Below are 19,294 nucleotides of genomic sequence, written 5' to 3' on the forward strand. Positions count from 1 at the left end.
TTTTCATGGCGGCTTTCGCACGCGTTCGTATGGTCATGCTCAGCGGCGTGGCCTGTTCCATTCTGGCCGCTTGCGGCGCTGACGGCGTGGCTTCGCCGGGCGAGGGCGTGATCGTCATCCCCGCCCCGACGCCGACCCCCACTCCGACGCCGACCCCCACCCCGACGCCGACCCCGCCGAGCACGGTGACCCCGGCCGCGAACTGCCCCACGATCGCCGGTCCCGACCAGCTTTCCGACCTCGGCACGATCACGGGTCCGCAGGGCACTTGGCGCAATTGCGGCTTCCCCGCGCGTTTCACCGCCACGACCGCAATTCCCAAGGTGCCGGGCGTCATTTACTCGCTCCCCGGCCGTGTCGATGTCGGCACGGACCAGGGTGCCGCCAGCACCAACACCGTGGTCACGCTGACCATCGATCCGGGCGTCACGATCTTTGGTGCCACCGGCGTTTCCTTCCTCGCGGTCAACCGCGGCAACCGCATCGACGCGGTCGGCACCCCGACCCAGCCGATCATCTTCACCGGCCGCGGCAACGTCGTCGGCTCGGCCAATGACCAGACCTCGCAGCTGTGGGGCGGCGTCGTCCTGCTCGGCCGCGCACCGATCACCGATTGCCTCGCGCCCGGCGCGGCGCCCGGCACGGTGGCGTGCGAACGCGACACCGAAGGCACGTCGAACGCTCTGTACGGCGGCGCGCAGCCGGCCGACAACTCGGGCCGCATGTCCTATGTCCAGATCCGCTATTCGGGCTTCATCCTGTCGGCGAACAGCGAGCTTCAGGGTCTGACTCCCTCGGGCACCGGATCGGGCACCCAGATCGACCATATCCACATTCACAACAGCTCGGACGACGGGATCGAAGTGTTCGGCGGCCGTACCAATTTCAAGCATCTGGTGTTCACCGGCATCGACGATGACGCGTTCGATTCGGATGTGGGTTGGAAGGGCAATGTCCAATATGTCATCGCCGTCCACCGCGAAGGCGGCGCGATCGGCGACTCGATGATGGAAATCGACTCGAACGGTAACGAAGATGCGGTGCCGCGCCAGAACGGCGCCATCTCGAACTTCACCTTCATCAACCGCAACAATGCCGGTCCGAACGGTGTGGCGTTGCTGATCCGCGGCGGTGCCGACTATACCTTCATGAACGGTCTGATCGTGGCGCCGGGCTTCCGCTGTATCGGTATCAACAGCGCGACGACGATCGCTGCCGCCAACCCGGCGCTGGACAAGGTCGGCCCGCCGCGTTTCCACTCGGTGTCGATGCAGTGCAACTCGCAGCCGTTCCGCGGCACCAGCGGCGTGACCGATGCGCAGGTTCAGGCGATCTTTGAAGGCGGCACGAACAACCGCGTCAACTATGTGCCCAGCCTGACGAACGTCTTCATCAACGGGGCGACCGAAACGGGCTTCACCCCCTTCGACGCCAAGACGGTAAACGCGTTCTTCGACACGACCGCTTATGTCGGTGCGGTCCGCGATGCCAACGACACCTGGTACCAGGGTTGGACCTGCAATTCGTCGACGGCGAACTTCGGCACGGCCAGCGGCAACTGCAGCGCGATCCCGACGACCTGATCGCTCGCGATCCACATTGGGGAGCGGGCACGCCCAGCGGCAGGCCCGCTCCCTTCCTGCATAGTTTGGGGGTTTTTCCATCATGACCAAGCGGTCGATCTTTGCCAGCCTGCTTTTCCTCAGCTCGGCGCTTGTTGCCCCCGCGGCGCTTGCGCAGGACGCCGGAACACCGCCCGACGTCGACGCGCCCCCCGCGCCCTCGACGCAGGACGAAGAAGATTTCGACGTCTCGATTCCCGGCGGGGCAAACCAGGAAATCGTCGTCACCGGTCGCTTTACGCCCAATGTTGTGCGCGCGACGCCCGAGGTGGTTTCGGTCCTATCGTCGGCCGATATCGCGCGCACCGGCGAAGGCGACATTTCGGGCTCGCTCCAGCGTGTAACCGGTCTGTCGGTCGTCGGCGGCGGCTTCGTCTATGTGCGCGGCCTGGGCGACCGCTATTCGCTCGCCCTGCTCAACGGTTCGCCGCTGCCCAGCCCCGAACCGCTGAAGCGCGTCGTGCCGCTCGACCTCTTTCCCTCGAATGTCATCGATTCGACGCTGGTCCAGAAAAGCTATTCGGCGAACTTCCCCGGCGAATTCGGTGGCGGTGTCATCAACCTGACCACCAAGGCAATCCCGCGCGAGAGCTTTCTGACGGTTTCGGGCGGCATCGGCTGGGACAGCGAAACGACCAACCAGCTCGGTTACACCTATTACGGCAGCCGTACCGACTGGACGGGCTTCGACAACGGCACCCGCGACGTTCCGCCGTTGCTCAAGGCGGCGCTGGCCAGCGGCAAGCCTATCCTCGACGGAGCGGACTTTTCCCAGAATGATCTCAAGGCGATCATGATGGAACTGGTCAATGCGCCGACCACCCTGTTGCAACAGAATAACCATATTCCGGTGAACTGGTCGGCGGGGCTGACCGGTGGCACGTCGATTGCGTTGGCCGACGGACAGCTTGGTGTCATCGCGACCGCCGGGATCAGCAACAAATGGCGCACCCGTGACGCGACCCAGCAGACGTCGGTTGACCCCAACCTCGAAGGACCGCCACAGACCGATTTCCAGCGCGTCATCACCGACAATCGCGTCGTGGTGAACGGGCTGCTCGGATTTGGTCTTGAACTTGGCGACCACAAGTTTCGCTGGACCAATTTGTACATTCGCGACACGTTGAAGCAGTCACGCCTCGGCCTCGGCAAGGACCAGAACGTCCAGCTGCGCGATACGCTGGTGCAGGATACGGCCTGGTACGAGCGCCAGCTGATCAACACCCAGCTGGTCGGCGAACTTCGGTTCGACCGCCTGAAGGTCGATTTGCGCGGCGGCTATGCCAATTCGCAGCGCGAGGCACCCTATGAACGCAGCTTCACCTATGTCCGCTCGAACCTGCCGCTTGAGCAGGATCCGGTCGGCAACAAATTCGTCAATGACCTTGGTGGCAACCGCGGCGGTGCGAATATCGCCTTTTCGGACCTGAACGAGGATCTGTGGTCGGGCGGTATCGACCTGTCGTACGAACTTGCCCCGCGCATTTCGGCGACGATCGGCTATGCCTATAGCGATACGCATCGCGTCGCGGTTCGCCGCGCGTTCCAGATTCGCGGGTCGAATTTGCCGATCGCCGTCCAGCAGCTGCGTCCCGACTATCTGCTCTCCGACGCGACGATCCAGCTTTACGATATCACGCTGATCGAATCTTCGGCGCAGGACGGGACGGCTGCTTTTGGCGCCGATCTGGTCACGCACGCCGGCTATGCCCAGATCCAGGCCGAGCTGTTCTCGGGCGTCAATATCAACGCCGGCGTCCGCTACGAGGACGGCAAGCAGAGCGTCGCGCCGATCGATCTGTTCGGAACCGGCGGCAGCGCGATCGTCGAAACCAGCCTGAACAATGATTACTGGCTGCCCGCGATCACCCTGACCTGGGAAGTGGCGCCCGACATGCAGCTGCGGATCAACGGGTCGAAAACGATCGCCCGCCCGCAGTTCCGCGAGCTGATCGCGCAAATCTATCAGGACCCCGAATCGAACCGCCAGTTTCGCGGCAACCCCTCGCTCGTCGACAGCGAGCTGTGGAATGCCGAAGTCCGCTACGAATGGTATTTCGGCAAGGACCAGCGGTTCACCGCCGCCGGTTTCTACAAGTCGATCGACCGGCCGATCGAAACCTTTACCTCGATCAGCACCGACTCGGTTGCCAACTCCAGCTTTGCCAACGCGCCCAAGGCGACGCTCTACGGCGGCGAGGTGGAGGTGCAGAAATATTTTGCGCTCGACAAAATGTCGGATGCGGCTTTCTGGCAAAGCCGTCGCCTGGTTCTGATCGGAAACTACACATACACCCAATCGGAAATCAAGGTCGGGGCCGGTGATACCACGGTCGTCAACGGCGTCACGCTCAACGCCGCCGACTTCTTTTTCGACGGTTCGCCGCTGACCGGTCAGTCCGATCATCTGGTCAATTTCCAGATCGGTCTCGAAGACCAGGACAAATTGTCGCAACAGACGATCCTCGTCACCTATGCCAGCCCGCGCGTGACCAGCCGCGGTCCGTCGGGACAGCCCGATATCCGCGAAAAACCGGGCATTTCGCTCGATTTCGTGGCGCGCCAGGGACTGAACCTGCTCAACCGCGAGATCGAACTGAAATTCGAAGCCCGCAACCTGACCGGACGCAATTATCAGGAAGTGCAGGAAAAGGGCGACAACCGCATCTTCCTCAACCGCTACAAGCTCGGTCGTACTTTTTCGCTGAGCGCGTCGCTGAAGTTCTGACGCATGAATCAGCCCCTCTCCTTCAGGGGAGGGGCACTTGGCAGCTTGCTGCCTGGTTGTAGTGGGGTGGGGCCAGCGGCCATGCGCAAGGCCGCTGGCTCTCACCCGCTGCGCCTAACAAACAAGTTCGCAAGTTTCGCTGCCCTCCGCTGAAGGGGAGGGCGTTGGTGCGCCAAGCCCACCACCGGACTCGCCCGCCGGTCAAAAAACTGTAATCTTCCGGTCAACTGATTGTCATCAATCGCCTCTAGGCGATTCGCGACGGCAACTTCAGCCTCGGGGGACAGGACGATTTCATGGCGACGCTGATGTCCGGATCGGCCGTAAGCTTGCCGCGCGGGCTGCCTGCCTGGCTGCGCGTCACGCGCGGACCGTCGCGCGATGTCGGCCCGCGATTGCTTGTCGCGTTGCTCGGCGCCTTGCTGGTCTGGCAGGCGGTACGCCTGTTGTGGACCGTCATGACCCCGCTGTCGCCGCTGGGGGCGTGGCAGCCGCAGGAGGCGGTCATCGCGTCGCCCGCCGAACGCCGCGCGTTGTTCGGCAGCGTCGATCCCTTTTTCCGCACCGCCGAACAGGGGCCGGCCTCGGCCACCGTCACCGCGCTCGGTTTGACGCTGTTCGGGGTCAATATCAACGAAGCCACCGGCAGCGGCTCGGCCATCATCGCCGGCGAGGACGGGGTGCAGACCAGCTACGCAGTGGGTGACGAGATCGCCCCGGGGGTCAAGCTAGCCGGCGTGGCCTTTGACCATGTCCTGATCGACCGTGGCGGCGCGCGCGAAAGCCTGTTTCTCGACCAGAGCGGCGAAGCGGCGGTGGCCGCTGCGGCAACGGCATTGCCTGCGCCAACGCCCGAGGTTGCGGCAGTGCCCGCCGGAAGCAACGCGAGCGGCGAATTGTCGCCCGACAGTCTGAAGGCGGGCGTGGGGTTCGCGCCGCGCACAGAAAATGGCCGCGTCACCGGCCTGGTCGTCCAGCCGCAAGGCGACGGTGCGGTGTTCCGCGCCGCGGGGCTGCGTCCCGGCGACGTGATCCGGGGTATCAACGGACGGCCGATCGGGTCGGCCGGCGATGCTGCCGCGCTTGCCAACCAGATTGCGCCCGGTGCGCGCATCTCGCTCGAAATCGAACGCGGCGCCAGCGTCGTTCCCGTCGCCATCTTTTTGTCGAAATAGAGATTATGCGTCTGAAACTTTCCCTGATGCTTGCCGCCGCCTTGCTGTCCGCCACCCCGGCGCAGGCGCAATATACGCTGAACGTCCGCGACGCGGACATCCGCGCCTTCATTCAGGACGCTGCGCGGATCACCGGGCGCACCTTCGTCATCGACGGCCGTGTCAATGGCAAAGTGTCGGTCGTCACCGACCGACCCTTGTCGCGCAGCGAGTATTTCGAGATTTTCCTGTCGACATTGCGTTCGAACGGCCTGGTCGCAGTGCCCGGCCCGAACGGCAGCTACCGCGTCCAGCCGATCGACGGAGCCGCGGCACAGCCCGGCCGGATCGGCAGCGGCGGCGCGGCGCAGAACCAGTTCGTCACCGAAATCATCCGCCTGCGCCATATCGACGCCGTTGCGGCGGTCGAAACCTTGCGCCCGCTGGTCAGCGCGCAGGGATCGCTGACCGCGAACCGCAACGCCAACAGCCTGATCGTCGCTGACTTCGCCGACAATATCCGGCGTATCCGCGCGCTTGCCTCCAGCATCGACCGCGACAGCTCGACCAGCCAGGTGGTGACGCTGAAAAATGCCGGCGCGCGCGAAATCGCCGCCGCGCTGACCGCGCTCGTTCCCGCCGCGGGCGAGGGTGCGCGCGCGCCGGTCGCGATCGTGCCGATCGACAGCAGCAACGCGATCGCGCTGCGCGGTGACCAGGCGCTGGTTGCGCGCTTTGTCCAGATGGCGAAAGACCTCGACGCAAAGGCCGCAGGCGGCACCGAACTGCGCGTCTATTGGCTGGAACATGCCAACGCCGAAACCTTGCTGCCGACGCTGCAACAGCTGGTCGGCGGTGGCAGCGATCCGGCACAAAAGGCGGGGCTCTCCCCGGCGGCGGCCTCCGGTGGCGGCGATGCGTCGTCGTCCGCTCCCGCCCAGACGACGGCGGCCACCGTCGGCGGTTCCGGCGGCAGCATTTCGACCCGCGGCCCCGCCATCGTGACCCGCTACGAAGGCGCCAACGCGATCATCGTTGCGGCCAATAGCGAGGTGCAGCGGATGCTCGGCGAACTGATCCGCCAGCTCGACAGCCGGCGGCAACAGGTGCTGGTCGAGGCGATCGTGGTCGAAATCGGCGACGATGCGGCGAAACGGCTGGGCGTCCAGTTCCTGCTCGGCGGCAAGAACATTCCCTTTGTCGCGACCAACTACAGCAATGCCCAGCCGAATATCTTCACGCTCGGCGGCGCCTATGCCGCGACCCGGCTGACGCAGGATACGACCACGGTCGACGGCACGACGGTGGTGACCCAGACAACGAGCGCGCTCGGCAACAGCCTGCAAGAGGCGGCTGCCGCGTCGATCCTGGGGGCAACCGGCGGCTTCGCGGGCTTTGCCGGCGACATCGGCAAGAACACGATTTTCGGCGCAATCATCAACGCGGTGAAATCGGACACAACGTCGAACCTGCTTGCAACGCCGCATATCGTCACCCTCGACAATCAGGCGGCGAAATTCCTCGTCGGCCAGGACGTGCCGATCACGACCGGCGAAAAGCTCGGCACCAACTTCGAAAACGCCTTCCGCACCGTCCAGCGCGAAGAGGTCGGGATCAAGCTGGAAGTGACGCCGCAGGTCAACGGCGCGGGCGAGGTGAAGATGTTCCTGCGCCAGGAAGTGTCCAGCGTCGCGGGTCCGGTATCGTCGCGCAACAGCGACCTGATCCTGAACAAGCGGTCGTTCGAAACCGTGCTGACCGTCGACGATGGCGAAATCCTCGCGATCGGCGGGCTGCTCAACGACGACGAGCGCAAGACGATCGAGCGCATCCCGCTGCTCAGCGACATTCCGCTGCTCGGCGAGCTGTTCAAGTCACGCAGCCGGACGCGTTCGAAAACCAATCTGATGGTGTTCATCCGCCCGACGATCCTGCGCAATCGTGAGGATAATGCGGCACTGACCGCGCGGCGCTACGGCTATATCCGCGACTTCCAGTTGCAGCGGAACCCCGATGAGGAACCCGCGATCGACACGCTGGTGCGCGATTATCTGGGCGCGGTGCCGCCGGTACCGACCGAGCCGACCGCCGCCGACATCACCGTCGGTCCGGTCAACCTGCCCGAACTGCGCGGCGCCGATGGACGGGTGATATCGACCGATGTGCCCCCTTCCGTGTCGAACGCGCCCGCGCCGCCGCCGGGAGAATATCCGTGAGCGAGCCCGAACCGATCGCGGCGCCGCCCGCGCCGGTCGATATTCCCTACGGCTTTGCGCGCCAGCACGGCGTGGTGATCGCGCCGGGCGACGGTGGCGCGTGGCTTGCGACCCTGCGCGACGATGCCGACCCCGCAGTGCTGATCGAGGTGAAGCGCTATCTTGCCGCGCCGCTGACGGTTGTGACCGCCAATGCGGCGGATTTCGACCGGCTGCTGTCGGACCATTATGCCGTCGACAGCTCGGCCGCCGCGATGGCGGGATCGCTCGACGGCAGTGATATCGATTTCAGCCTGCCGAGCGCCGAAGACCTGCTCGACAGCGCCGACGATGCCCCCGCGATCCGCCTGATCAACGCGATCATCGCCGAAGCGGTGCGGCAGGGGGTCAGCGACATCCATATCGAGCCCTATGAAAGCGGCCTTGTCGTGCGGATGCGCGCCGACGGCGTACTGCGCGAACATCTCCGCATGCCGCCGCACGTCGCGCCCGTCGTCGTCAGCCGCATCAAGGTGATGGCGCGGCTCGACATCGCCGAACGCCGTGTGCCGCAGGACGGACGTATCGGGTTGACGCTGGCGGGCAAGGCGGTCGACGTCCGTGTCTCGACCCTGCCGAGCCGCGCGGGCGAGCGGGTGGTGATGCGTATCCTCGACAAGGATGCGGCGGGGATCGATTTCGACGTCCTCGGCCTGTCGGGCGCCGCCGACCAGATTTTGCGCGAGGCGCTGGCCGAACCCAATGGCATCATTCTCGTCACCGGCCCCACCGGTTCGGGCAAGACGACGACGCTGTACGCCGCCCTCAAGCAATTGAACGACGGCCAGCGCAATATCCTGACCGTCGAGGATCCCGTCGAATATGCCGTCGACGGGGTTGGCCAGACGCAGGTGAACAGCAAAGTCGGGCTCGATTTTGCCGCGGGCCTGCGCGCGATCCTGCGCCAGGATCCCGATGTCGTCATGGTCGGCGAAATCCGTGACCGCGAAACCGCCGACATTGCCGTGCAGGCCTCGCTCACCGGCCACCTCGTGCTGTCGACCGTTCACACCAATGACGCGGTCGGCGCGATCACGCGCCTGAAAGATCTGAAGGTTGAACCTTTTCTGCTCGCTTCGACTTTGCGCGCCGTCCTCGCCCAGCGCCTTGTCCGCAAACTTTGCGACAACTGCCGCGAACCGGTGCAGGCCGACAACAGCGTCGCGGCGATGCTGGGTCTCGACATCGGCACCGTCATCTGGCGCCCCAAGGGCTGCGAGGCATGCGGCGGCACCGGCTACAAGGGCCGCATCGGTGTGTTCGAGGCGATCAAGGTCGACGAGACGGTGCGCCGTTATATCTACGCCGGCGGCGATGAATCGATGATCGCGAAACATGCGTTTCTGAAAGCGCCGACGCTCGCCTCGGCCGCGCGCGCGATGGTCGCGAAAGGGCTCACCACCGCCGAGGAGGCGATCCGCATCGCGCGGCGCGAGGAAGTCGATGCCTGATTATCGCTATGTGGCGATCGATCCCCAAGGCCGCGAGCGCAAGGGCCGGCTGACCGCCGCCAGCGACGATGCCGCGCGCGCCGATTTGGTGCGGCGAAAATTCCATATCGTCGCGGTCGAGGCGGCGGGGGCAAAGCCCGCCAGCGGGTCGCTGCTCGCGTTCCGCCGCGAGCGGCTGAACAGCAAACAGCTCGCGCTGTTCACACGCCAGCTGGCGACGCTCGCCGAGGTCGCGCCGCTCGAGGAAGCGCTGCGCACCTTGACCCGCCAGAGCGAGGCCGAAAGTGCCCGCAATGTCATCGGCGACGTCCACGCCGGGCTGCTCGAAGGGCGCCGTCTCGCCGATGCGATGGCGCGCCAGCCCGCCAGCTTTCCGCCGCTCTATCGCGCGATGGTCGCGGCGGGGGAAACCACCGGCAGCCTGACGGTGATCCTCGCACGCCTCGCTGATCTGCTCGAACGGCAGGCCGAGGTGCGCGGCAAGCTGATCGCGGCACTCGCCTATCCGATCGTGCTCGCGGTCGTTGCGATCGGCGTCGTCGCGGCACTGATGATCTTTGTCGTCCCGCGCGTTGTCGAACAATTCACCGACACTGGCCAGCAACTGCCGTTCCTGACCCGTGCGGTGATTGCGATCTCTAACTTCGCCGCGAACTGGTGGTGGCTGATCGCGCTGCTGATGATCGCCGCGGCGTTCGGTTGGGTGGCCGCGATGCGGCGCCCGGCCTTCAAGGCGCGCGTCGATGCGCGGCTTCTGCGCCTCCCGCTGCTCGGGCGGTTGCTGCGCGATCTCTATGCGGCGCGTTTTGCCCGCACGCTGGCGACGATGGTGTCCAGCCGGCTGCCGCTCGTCGACGGCCTGCGGCTGACCCTGCCGACGATCCGCAATGCGGCGCTGGCCGGCGCCACGGCGGCGATCGTCGATCAGGTCCGTGCCGGGGGCAGCCTGTCGGCGGCACTGCGCGATGCCGGGGTGTTCCCGCCCTTGCTTGTTTACATGGCCGCCAGCGGCGAAAGCGCCGGACGGCTCGAGGTCATGCTCGAACGCGCCGCCGATTATCTCGAGCGCGAGTTCGATCGTTTCACCGCAGCGTCGATGGCCTTACTCGAACCTGTCATAATTGTGCTTATGGGGTCGTGCGTCGCTCTTATCATCCTCGCGATTCTGCTGCCGATCCTTCAGTTGCAGAATCTGGCCGGACTGTAATAAATGTCGCTGATGCAGCTTTTCATTCGCCTGATGCTCGATCCGTCGCGCCCGACCTCGGCCCGGCGCCGCAAAAAGGACGAGCGGGGTTTCACCCTGACCGAATTGATGGTCGTTATCTTCATCATCGGCCTGCTCGCGACGGTGGTGATGATCAACGTCCTGCCGAGCCAAGACCGCGCGATGGTTACCAAGGCAAAGGCCGACATTGCGACGCTGGAAACGGCGCTCGAACAATATCGGCTCGACAATCTGACCTATCCGGCGTCGACCGACGGGCTGAACGCACTGGTTTCGGCTCCGCCGTCGCTCGCCCAGCCCGAGCGCTATCGTCGCGGCGGCTATGTCAAGAAACTGCCCGCCGATCCGTGGGGGCGGCCCTATAATTACCAGGCGCCCGGCCCGAACGGGAAGGCGTTCGACGTCTGGTCGCTCGGCGCCGACGGCGCCCCCGGCGGGACCGACGATAATGCGGATATTCGCAGCGACAGCTAAGCCGCGCCGACGCCCGGCTACCAACGGTTTCACACTGGTTGAACTGATGGTCGTGCTGGCCATCATGGCGCTGGCCGCGACGGCCGTCGTGCTGACGATTCCCGGCGAGGATCGCGGCGTACGCAGCGAAGCCGACCGGCTCGCAGCGCGGCTGGCGGGCGCGCGAGATATTGCGGTGATCGAGGGCCGCAGCGTCGCGGTGAATTTCGCGCCGTCGGGCTACGGGTTCGAACGCCGGATCGCGGGCGAGTGGCAACCGCTGCCCGGTCGCGCCTTTGCCCAGCGGAACTGGCCGGGCAATGTGCGTTTCGCTGCGGGCAACGGGCAGGGCGTCGCGCGCATCCTCTTCGACCGCGTCGGCACCAGCCCGACCCCGCAGACGGTGGTACTGAGTGGCGGCGACGCGCGCGCGGTCGTGCGCGTGTCGGCGACCGGAGAGATCAGCCGTGGCGAATGAACGCCCCCAGCGCCCCCAGCGCGGCGAGCGGGGCTTCACCTTGCTGGAAATGCTGGTCGCGCTCAGCGTGATCAGCATCGCCGCGCTGACCCTCGTTCGCCTCGATGCCTTCGCGGTACGTACCGCGGGCGACCTCGACGAAAGCACCGTCGCCGGGATCGTCGCGCAGAACCGCGCCGTCGAACTGTGGACCGATCCCGCGCCGCCGACGATCGGCAACAGCGCGATCGGCGTCGCGAACGCGGGACGCAACTGGCGCGTCGAACAGCGCGTCGCGCGCACCGCCGACGACAGCCTGCTGCGTGTTGACCTGATCGTGCGGCCCGAAAACGGACGCGGGCAGGCGGCGCTGACGATCATCCGGTCGTCACGATGAACGACGAACGCGGTTTCACGCTCGTCGAAATGCTCGTGGCACTATCCCTGTTCGCCGCGATCGCGGCGATTGGCGTCGGCCTGCTGCGCAGCAGCGTCGATACGCAGGATGCCGTTCAGGCGCGATTGCAGACAATGGGCGGGATCAATCGCGTCCGCGCGATCATGGCCAACGAACTGGCGCAGACCGTGCAGCGTCCGACTCGCGGCGTCGCGGGTGAGGCGGTTCCCGCCTTTGTCGGCAGCTCCACCGGCTTCACCTTCGTTCACGCAGGTGCCGCCACGGACGAGGGTTCCCCGCGTCCGGGTGTCGAGCGCGTTGCCTATGCCTTTACCGATGGCGAGTGGCGGCGCGCGACGCAACCGATGCTCGACGGGAGCGCAATGGGCAGCGGGGACCGGCTCGTCGGCGATGTCGTGGCGGTTGCGGCGCGCTATCGCGACACGGCCGGAAACTGGGCAGACAGCTGGAACTCGGAACCCGGCGATCGCCTGCCGGTCGCGGTCGAGGTGCGCCTGACCCGCGGCGGGCGCGAGCCGTTGACGATGCTGTTCCTGACCGCGCCGACTTTGCCCGCACCGTCCCCGGCATCCGAAAGTCCGTTGCCGTGACGCGCCGCGCTTCCGGTGAACGCGGCGCTGCGCTGCTCAGCGTCCTGCTGCTCGTCGCGGTGATGGCGGTGATCGCCGCCACCGCGCTGGACCGGCTGACGCTTGCGACCCGCATCGCGGGCAGCGCCGCGGTGGTCGATCAGGGGCGTGCCTACAGCTTTGCCGCCGAACAGATTGCGCTCCGCCGTGTCGGCGACCTTGTCGGGCGCGATCCCGCAAAGCTGACGCTGGCCGGCAATTGGCTGGGGCGCGATTTCGTGCTGCCATTGCCGGGCGGGGAAGGCCGCGCGCGCCTGCGCGACGCCAGCAACTGTTTTAACCTCAACAGCCTGGTTGCCGAAACCGCCCCCGGGCGATTCAGCCAGCGATCGGGCGCGATGCGCCAGTTCGCTGCCCTGATGACCGCGATCGGTATCGACGGCGGCGAAGCACAGGCGATTGCCGGTGCCGTGGCGGACTGGATCGACAGCGACGGCAACGATGGACCGCTGGGCGCGGAAGACAATGTGTACCGGTCGATGCCGACCCCCTATCTTGCCGCCAATCGCAAGATGGTCGACGTCAGCGAGTTGCGCGCGGTGCGCGGCGTCAGCCCCAAAATCTACGCGCGATTGAAACCCTGGATCTGCGTCCTGCCGGTCACCGATCCGGTGCGGCTTAATGTGAATACGCTCGCGCCCGAACAGGCGCCGCTCGTCGCCATGCTGCTCCCCGGCGAATTGACGCTTGCCGATTCACGGGCGGCGCTGGCGGCGCGGCCAGCGGGCGGCTATGGCAGCAGCGTGCGATTCTGGGAATCGGGTCCGCTCGAACGGTTCGACCCTCCGAATGATGTCGCCGAGCAGGCGGCGGTGACCAGCCGCTGGCTGGAACTGACGACGAATGTGACGATGGGGGACGGTTTCTTGACGGCAGTTTCACTCATCGACGCCAATGGTGGCGCGCCTGCCGCCGGACAGGCACCGCCGATGATCGTGCGTCGCAACTGGGTCGAAAGCGACTGACGTGAGCCGTACCTTGATCCTCTGGTTGCCTCCGGTCGCGGCGCTCGACGGCAAAGACGATGCGCTGCTCCATCCGGCATGGCTGCGTGCCGATGACGGGGTGATTGTCGATAGCGGTCAGGACGAAGGATGGATCGACGCCGGCGAACGGGCGGCGGGCGTCGCCGATGCCGACGATCGTCTCATCGCACTCGCCCCCGCAATCGACGTGCCAATTCGCTGGCGGCGCTACCCGGACGCCGCACCGGCGCAGGCTGCGGCCGCCGCCCGTGTCGACACGCTCCGCGACAGCCTTGGCGAAGGCGCGTTGCTGCATATTGTCGCCGGTGAACCCGCCACGACGGGGCAGGCGGTGCCGGTTGCCGTTACCACCCATGCCGCGATGGCCGTTTGGACCGGTTGGCTGGCGGAACGCGGATTGTCCGCCGACGCGATCATCCCCGCGGCGGCCGCGGTGCCGCCGCCCGAGGCCGAAAGCCTGTGGCGGGCCGAACTGGGGGGTGAGCATATCGTGCGCAGCGCCGACCGGGCCTATGTGTCCGATCCCGCGCTCGACCCGCTTATCGCGGCGTCGCACCCTGTCCTGCCGCTCGCGGCGGACCGGATGCGCGAGGCGCTGTTGCTCACCGTCGCGGCGCCGCCGCTCGATCTGCTCAGCGGCGCGTGGAAACCGAAACGCCGCTGGGCACTCGACCCGGCGCTGGTGCGCCTGGCAAAGCGGTTGGCAATCGCGCTGGTGGCCGTCAGCCTGTTGATCCCTGTGGTTCATATGTTGAGGGTCGCCAGCGACACCCGGCGTGCCGACGCCGCCGTCATTGCAATGGCGAAATCGGCAGGGATCAACGCACCCGACGCCATCACGGCGGAAGCCGAGATCGACCGGCGGCTGGCGGCGGCAGGCGGCGGCCCGCTGGCGTTCTCGGTGCCCGCATCGGCCTTGTACGCGGCGATGCGTGACGCGCCGGGGGTTTCGATCCGGTCGCTTTCGCACCGCACCGACGGGACGCTTACGACGATGCTGGCGGCGCCGCGCGTCGAGGACATCAATCAGGTCCTGCTGGCGTTGCAGGCGCGCGGCTATCGCATAACGGCTCAGCCGATGGCTGGCAGCGATGGGCAACAACTGGCCAATATTACCATCCGGGCGGTGCCATGACCGACAAGCTGCACAATTGGTGGCAGGGTCTCAGCCTGCGTGAACGCTGGCTCGTTGCCGTCGCGGCAATGCTGGCACTCGCGGTTCTGCTGTGGGGGCTGGGCCGTCCGGCCTATGCCGCCATTGTGGACATGGAAAACCACCACCGTTCTGCGCTCGAGCGCGAAGGGCGGGTTGCGGCAAAGGTTCGGTTGCTTGCACAGCGTCCGGCGAAATCATCGGCGACGATCGTCGAAGCGGGGTCCATCGACCAATTTCTGGCGCAGTCGGCGAGCGAGATCGGACTGACGCTCGACCGTAACGAGGCGCGGGGGTCGGACCAGGCGACGATTGCGATCGCCGCCGCACGCGCGCCGGTGCTGACCGACTGGCTGGCGTCGCTGGAGGGGCAGGGATTTGTCATCGACCAACTGACGATCACCCCCGCCGCCGACGGCACCGTCGGCCTGACCGCCGAGCTCCGAAAGGGCGGCCGGTGACCGCACGGCGCTGGATTCTCGCTGCTTTGCTGTTGGCGTTCGTGCTGATCGCCGCGACCTTTCCCATGCGGCTGGCGCTGGCGATGGCAGGGGCCGGCAAGGCCGGGGTCACCGCGCGCGAGGTGCGGGGGTCGGTTTGGTCAGGCGAACTGGTCGAGGCCCGCTTGGGTGCGCTGCCGCTTGGCACCGTGCGCGCCAGCCTGTCGCCGCTTGCCTTGCTGGGCGGCAATGCGGAACTCGCCTTTTCGCGCACGGACGAAAGACTGGGTGCGCTGGCGGGGCGGCTGCACGGCAGCAATCCTCGCGGCGTTTCGGGCGTCGATGGCAGCGCGCTGATGTCGGGCGGACTTGGCCTGCTGCCCGTCGACCGCGTGATGTTCCAGGGGGCGACGCTGCGCTTCGACGCTGCCGGGAAATGCGTCGCCGCGTCGGGACGCGTTCAACTTTCCGTCGCGGCGCCGATCGCGGGGCTCGATCTGTCGCGTGGCTTGTCCGGGCCGCTGCGCTGTGTGGACGGACGCGCGCAGGCGGCGCTGGCCAGCCAGTCGGGCATGGAGCGGCTGACGCTGTCCTTTGATGGTAGCGGTGCCTATCGGGCGCGACTGGCGATCGACGTCGCTCGCGACCCCGCGATGGCCGCGGCGCTCGCCATGCTGGGGTTCAAGGCGGGTCCGGGCGGCTTTGTGCTGGCGACCAGCGGCCGGTTCTGACGTGACCTTTCTCGATGCCTTGCCCTTTGGCACGGGCGTCGCTTTGGCCGCGCTGACCGGGCTGGTCCTCGGCAGCTTTATTGCAACTCTGGTGCTGCGCTGGCCCGCCGGGCGGTCGGTGCTCGGGCGGTCGCAGTGCGACGATTGCGGGCGGGTGCTCCGAGCGATCGAGCTGGTGCCGCTGCTGTCGGCGATGGTGGCGCGCGGATGTTGTCGAAAGTGCCGCGCGGCGATTGACCCGTTCCACTGGCGGGTCGAGCTGGGATCGGCGCTGATCGGCGCGACAGCGCTGGCGGTGATGCCGGGGACGACCGGCTGGATCTGGGCGTTGCTCGGCTGGATGTTGTTGCCGCTCGCGCTGCTCGATGCGCGGCATTTCTGGTTGCCCGACCGGCTGAACGCCTTGCTGGCGGTCACCGGCCTGTTGCTGGCGGGGCCACTGCTCGGCGCGTCGCTGCTCGACCGGTGGATCGGGGCGCTGGCGGGTGGCGTGATACTGTCCCTGATCGCTTGGGGTTATCGGTGCACGCGCGGCGGCGACGGCATGGGCGGCGGCGATCCCAAACTGGTGGCGGCGATCGGCTGCTGGCTGGGCTGGCAGGCGCTGCCGCTGATGCTGCTGCTCGCCAGTCTGGGCGGCATCGTCTGGGCGCTCTTGGTCCAACGAAAAGGGGACCAGCCGCTGGCTCAGCGACCGGTCCCCTTCGGTGTCTTTGCCTGCACCGCCGCCTTCGCGACGGTGCCGTTCTGGCCGCTGATTAGCGCCCGATGACGACCGTCACCGCGCGGCGATTGCGCGAATAGGCTTCTTCGGTCGAGCCGAGTTCGGCGGGGCGTTCCTTGCCATAGCTGATGACATTGATCCGCGACGGGTCGATTCCGAGCGAAGCGAGATAGTTTTTCGCGGCGTTGGCGCGGCGCTCGCCCAGCGCGATGTTGTAATCGCGGGTGCCGCGTTCATCGGCGTGGCCTTCCAGCGTGACGCGCACGGCGGGGTTGCGTTGCAACCACTGCGCCTGCGTCCGTAGCGTCGTCATATCCTCGGCATCGATGTTATACTGGTCGAAACCGAAGAAGATGCGGTCGCCCATCGCGCCGACGCTGGCGAGAAAATCTTCCTGCGACCCCGGAACGACGCCGCCATAACCCGAATCGCCGCCGCCATCGACGCCATCGGGCGCAGGCGGCAAGACATTGGGTGTCTTTTTCGCGCAGGCGCCCACAGCCAGCATGGTGATCGCCGCGATCATCGCGGTGCTTTTGCGTATCGTCATGTCGTCTGTCCTCTTGTTGTTGCTCGGAAAATTTCGTTTCGGCGCGTTTTATGGCCGTTTTATGCCAATATGGGAACCCGGATGGGCGATTTTGGTTCCGCCGCCATCACGGCAGAACCGGACCCCAGCTGGGGTCCGATCCGTCCTGCGGCGTCGGCAGACGGCGCAGGTTCACGCCGGTCAGGTCGACCTGCCAAATGCTCGATTTGCCTTCACGTCCGGGCGTCGTGCGAAAGAACTGAAGCACGCGGCCATTGGGTGACCAGGTCGGCGCCTCGTCCTGCCAGCTGTTGGTCAGCATGCGGACGCCGCCGCCGGTCGGGGTCATCACCCCGATGCGGAATTCGCCGCCGCCCATGCGGGTGAAGGCGATCAGGTCGCCGCGCGGCGACCATTCGGGGGTGGCGTAGCGGCCGCCGCCAAAGCTGATCCGGCGCTGGTCGGACCCGTCGATGTTCATCGTATAGATCTGCTGGCTGCCCGACCGGTCGCTTTCGAACACGATCTTGCGGCCGTCGGGGGAAAAGCTGCCGCCGACGTCGATGCCCGGCGCGGTGGTCAGCCGCACCGGCGTGCCGCCATCGGCCGAGATGCGATAGATGTCGGTGTTGCCGCCGACCGCCATCGAATAGAGGATTTGCTTGCCGTCGGGCGACCAGCGCGGCGCGAACGTCGCGTTGCCGCTTTCGGTCACCAGCTTCTGCGTCCCCGCTGCCACATCATAGATAAACACGCGAACGCGGTTGTTGAGATAGGAGACGTAGACGATCTTTTTGTAATCGGGCGAGAAGCGCGGTGAAATGGCGAGCGCCTGACCGTTGGTGATAAAGCGGTGGTTGCCGCCGTCGCTGTCCATGATCGCAAGGCGCTTGATGCGGTTCCCCTTGGGTCCGCTCTCGGCAATATAGGCGATGCGGCTGTCAAAGAAGGGCGCCTCGCCCGACAGGCGCGAATAGATGGCGTCGGCGCATTTATGCGCGGCGCGGCGCCAGTCGGCGGGCTGGATTTCGAACCCCTTGCGCACCAGTTCGCTGCCCAGCGCGGTGTCGTACAGATAGCAGCCGACGACCAGGCTGCCGTTCGATCCGGCATCGACAAAGCCGTGGACGACGTTTTCGGCGTTGCGCGCCTGCCAGTCGGCAAAGCGCGGCGCCTGGACCTCGGCGCGGGTAATCGCGCGAACGCCGCCGGGACCGATCGGTTGGTAAAGTCCGCTGCGTTCCAGGTTGGCGGAAATCACCTCGGCAATCTGGCGGCCCAGACTGTCGGTGCGCAGCCCCGCGACGCTTTGCACCGACGAGGTGGCGAACGACGGGACCGCGATGACGGTGCGTTCGTTGGACACCTCCGCCACAACCTCCGCTGTCCGTGGCGTGTCCGCTGGCGGAGCAGGCGGAGTTTGAGCCAACGCAGAAAATGCTGAAATAGCACCGAGCGCCGATGCGAAGAGGCTGATCCGAACCAGAAGAGCTTGCATTACATTCCTTTCGTGCGGAAGGTTACGTCCCAAACCCTCCATTGATCATAATATTCTTCGGGTAGGTCGAACGGTGATGCTTGCCGAATCGAGCGTTCCGCTCGCTCAACGAAAAGCTTCTGTTGAGGTGCGTTGCTGTCGGTTTTCCCCGTGAGCTCACCGACCTGGCTGACATTGGTTACCCGACCGTCGCGTGCCAACTGAATACGCAGCACGACTCTCAACTGATCGATATCGACTCCCGACGGTACGTTCCGGCGCCAATAGGGGAGGATTTTTCCATCTATTGCTACATCGATCGAGCGGCGCACCTCGGCGGCGGTGGCCGCGGCGGGCGCCCCTTTGCTCGCCGGTGCCTTGGGCTGCGATTTGGACAGCCCCTCGGCGATACCGTCAAGGCGCCCGGTTGGACGCGCGGGACGATCCTTCGCCGGTGGTGCCTTGGGCGCAGCCTTGGGCGGCGCTTTGTCGACCGCGGGCGGGGTCGCCTTTGGCGGTTGCTTGGGCTGCGCAACCTGTTTGGGCGTCGGCGCCGGGGTCGGCCGAACGATCGGTTCGGGAACCGGCGGGGTCGGCGTCGGCATTGGCTCGGGCGCGGCGATATCGACATTATCTTCCTCGCCCAGCCGCGCGGCGGGTGGAGTCTCGCTGATGACGGGAGCGGTCGATTGCACCGCGGTTTCGGCGATCAGGTCGACCTCCATAGGCGGATTGTCGAACCGGCGTTCGCCCGCCGTCCACTGGATCGACAGCAAACCGATAATGGCGACATGCGCGATCGCCGCGATGGCAAAGCCGCGCCCTTCATTACCCCTCGCTGCCATGGTGGTGGCCATAT

At 66.2% G+C, this 19,294-nt stretch carries 18 protein-coding genes; 15 read left to right on the top strand and 3 right to left on the bottom strand.

Annotated elements, in window-relative coordinates:
* The first annotated feature begins 5 nt into the window (after nucleotides 1-5).
* The 15 genes from IR187_RS07840 (at nucleotide 6) to IR187_RS07910 (ending at nucleotide 16,477) form a co-directional block, all read left to right on the top strand.
* Nucleotides 6-1,583 carry a hypothetical protein gene (locus IR187_RS07840; RefSeq protein WP_194954049.1) on the top strand — a complete coding sequence of 526 codons (1,578 nt, stop codon included), beginning with the start codon at nucleotides 6-8 and terminating at the stop codon, nucleotides 1,581-1,583.
* 82 nt (nucleotides 1,584-1,665) lie between these two features.
* Entirely contained in the window at nucleotides 1,666-4,350 is a 2,685-nt protein-coding gene (locus IR187_RS07845; RefSeq protein WP_194954050.1) for a TonB-dependent receptor domain-containing protein, read from the top strand.
* Between the two features lie 296 nt (nucleotides 4,351-4,646).
* Nucleotides 4,647-5,525 carry a type II secretion system protein N gene (locus tag IR187_RS07850; RefSeq protein WP_194954051.1) on the top strand — a complete coding sequence of 293 codons (879 nt, stop codon included), beginning with the start codon at nucleotides 4,647-4,649 and terminating at the stop codon, nucleotides 5,523-5,525.
* Nucleotides 5,526-5,530: 5 nt separating this feature from the next.
* Nucleotides 5,531-7,720 carry a type II secretion system secretin GspD gene (gene gspD, locus IR187_RS07855; protein WP_194954052.1) on the top strand — a complete coding sequence of 730 codons (2,190 nt, stop codon included), beginning with the start codon at nucleotides 5,531-5,533 and terminating at the stop codon, nucleotides 7,718-7,720.
* Nucleotides 7,717-9,210 carry a GspE/PulE family protein gene (locus IR187_RS07860; RefSeq protein ID WP_194954053.1) on the top strand — a complete coding sequence of 498 codons (1,494 nt, stop codon included), beginning with the start codon at nucleotides 7,717-7,719 and terminating at the stop codon, nucleotides 9,208-9,210. Before gspD ends, IR187_RS07860 begins: the two co-directional genes overlap by 4 nt.
* Nucleotides 9,203-10,417, top strand: coding sequence for a type II secretion system inner membrane protein GspF (gene gspF, locus IR187_RS07865; RefSeq protein ID WP_194954054.1), 1,215 nt, complete (start codon nucleotides 9,203-9,205; stop codon nucleotides 10,415-10,417). The genes IR187_RS07860 and gspF overlap by 8 nt, the downstream gene beginning before the upstream one ends.
* Nucleotides 10,418-10,429: 12 nt before the next feature.
* On the top strand, nucleotides 10,430-10,912 hold the full coding sequence (gene gspG / locus IR187_RS07870) for a type II secretion system major pseudopilin GspG (RefSeq protein WP_228765634.1): 483 nt from the start codon (nucleotides 10,430-10,432) through the stop codon (nucleotides 10,910-10,912).
* Nucleotides 10,887-11,369 carry a GspH/FimT family pseudopilin gene (locus tag IR187_RS07875; protein ID WP_194954056.1) on the top strand — a complete coding sequence of 161 codons (483 nt, stop codon included), beginning with the start codon at nucleotides 10,887-10,889 and terminating at the stop codon, nucleotides 11,367-11,369. The genes gspG and IR187_RS07875 overlap by 26 nt, the downstream gene beginning before the upstream one ends.
* Nucleotides 11,359-11,745 (top strand): type II secretion system minor pseudopilin GspI, encoded by a 387-nt coding sequence (gene gspI / locus IR187_RS07880; RefSeq protein WP_324187662.1) that lies wholly within the window; start codon nucleotides 11,359-11,361, stop codon nucleotides 11,743-11,745. The genes IR187_RS07875 and gspI overlap by 11 nt, the downstream gene beginning before the upstream one ends.
* Complete coding sequence (locus IR187_RS07885; RefSeq protein WP_194954057.1) at nucleotides 11,742-12,356, top strand: GspJ family type II secretion system protein; 615 nt, start codon at nucleotides 11,742-11,744, stop codon at nucleotides 12,354-12,356. Before gspI ends, IR187_RS07885 begins: the two co-directional genes overlap by 4 nt.
* Complete coding sequence (gene gspK / locus IR187_RS07890) at nucleotides 12,353-13,360, top strand: type II secretion system minor pseudopilin GspK (protein WP_324187663.1); 1,008 nt, start codon at nucleotides 12,353-12,355, stop codon at nucleotides 13,358-13,360. The genes IR187_RS07885 and gspK overlap by 4 nt, the downstream gene beginning before the upstream one ends.
* A gap of 1 nt (nucleotide 13,361) precedes the next feature.
* Complete coding sequence (gspL, locus tag IR187_RS07895) at nucleotides 13,362-14,516, top strand: type II secretion system protein GspL (RefSeq protein WP_324187664.1); 1,155 nt, start codon at nucleotides 13,362-13,364, stop codon at nucleotides 14,514-14,516.
* Complete coding sequence (gene gspM, locus IR187_RS07900) at nucleotides 14,513-14,995, top strand: type II secretion system protein GspM (protein ID WP_194954058.1); 483 nt, start codon at nucleotides 14,513-14,515, stop codon at nucleotides 14,993-14,995. The genes gspL and gspM overlap by 4 nt, the downstream gene beginning before the upstream one ends.
* Nucleotides 14,992-15,705, top strand: coding sequence for a type II secretion system protein N (gspN, locus tag IR187_RS07905; RefSeq protein ID WP_324187665.1), 714 nt, complete (start codon nucleotides 14,992-14,994; stop codon nucleotides 15,703-15,705). The genes gspM and gspN overlap by 4 nt, the downstream gene beginning before the upstream one ends.
* A gap of 1 nt (nucleotide 15,706) precedes the next feature.
* Nucleotides 15,707-16,477, top strand: a complete 771-nt coding sequence (locus IR187_RS07910; protein ID WP_194954059.1) for a prepilin peptidase — start codon at nucleotides 15,707-15,709, stop codon at nucleotides 16,475-16,477.
* Here IR187_RS07910 and pal read toward each other — a convergent pair.
* The 3 genes from pal to IR187_RS07925 all read right to left on the bottom strand — a co-directional run bounded on the left by pal (nucleotide 16,464) and on the right by IR187_RS07925 (nucleotide 19,292).
* Nucleotides 16,464-16,979 (bottom strand): peptidoglycan-associated lipoprotein Pal, encoded by a 516-nt coding sequence (gene pal / locus IR187_RS07915; RefSeq protein WP_194954060.1) that lies wholly within the window; start codon nucleotides 16,977-16,979, stop codon nucleotides 16,464-16,466. The genes IR187_RS07910 and pal overlap by 14 nt on opposite strands.
* Before the next feature lie 106 nt (nucleotides 16,980-17,085).
* On the bottom strand, nucleotides 17,086-18,456 hold the full coding sequence (gene tolB, locus IR187_RS07920; protein ID WP_194954061.1) for a Tol-Pal system beta propeller repeat protein TolB: 1,371 nt from the start codon (nucleotides 18,454-18,456) through the stop codon (nucleotides 17,086-17,088).
* Entirely contained in the window at nucleotides 18,456-19,292 is an 837-nt protein-coding gene (locus tag IR187_RS07925) for a hypothetical protein (RefSeq protein WP_194954062.1), read from the bottom strand. Before IR187_RS07925 ends, tolB begins: the two co-directional genes overlap by 1 nt.
* Nucleotides 19,293-19,294 lie beyond the last annotated feature (2 nt).

It is taken from the genome of Sphingopyxis solisilvae, from assembly GCF_015475875.1.
Taxonomy (GTDB): Bacteria; Pseudomonadota; Alphaproteobacteria; order Sphingomonadales; family Sphingomonadaceae; genus Sphingopyxis; species Sphingopyxis solisilvae.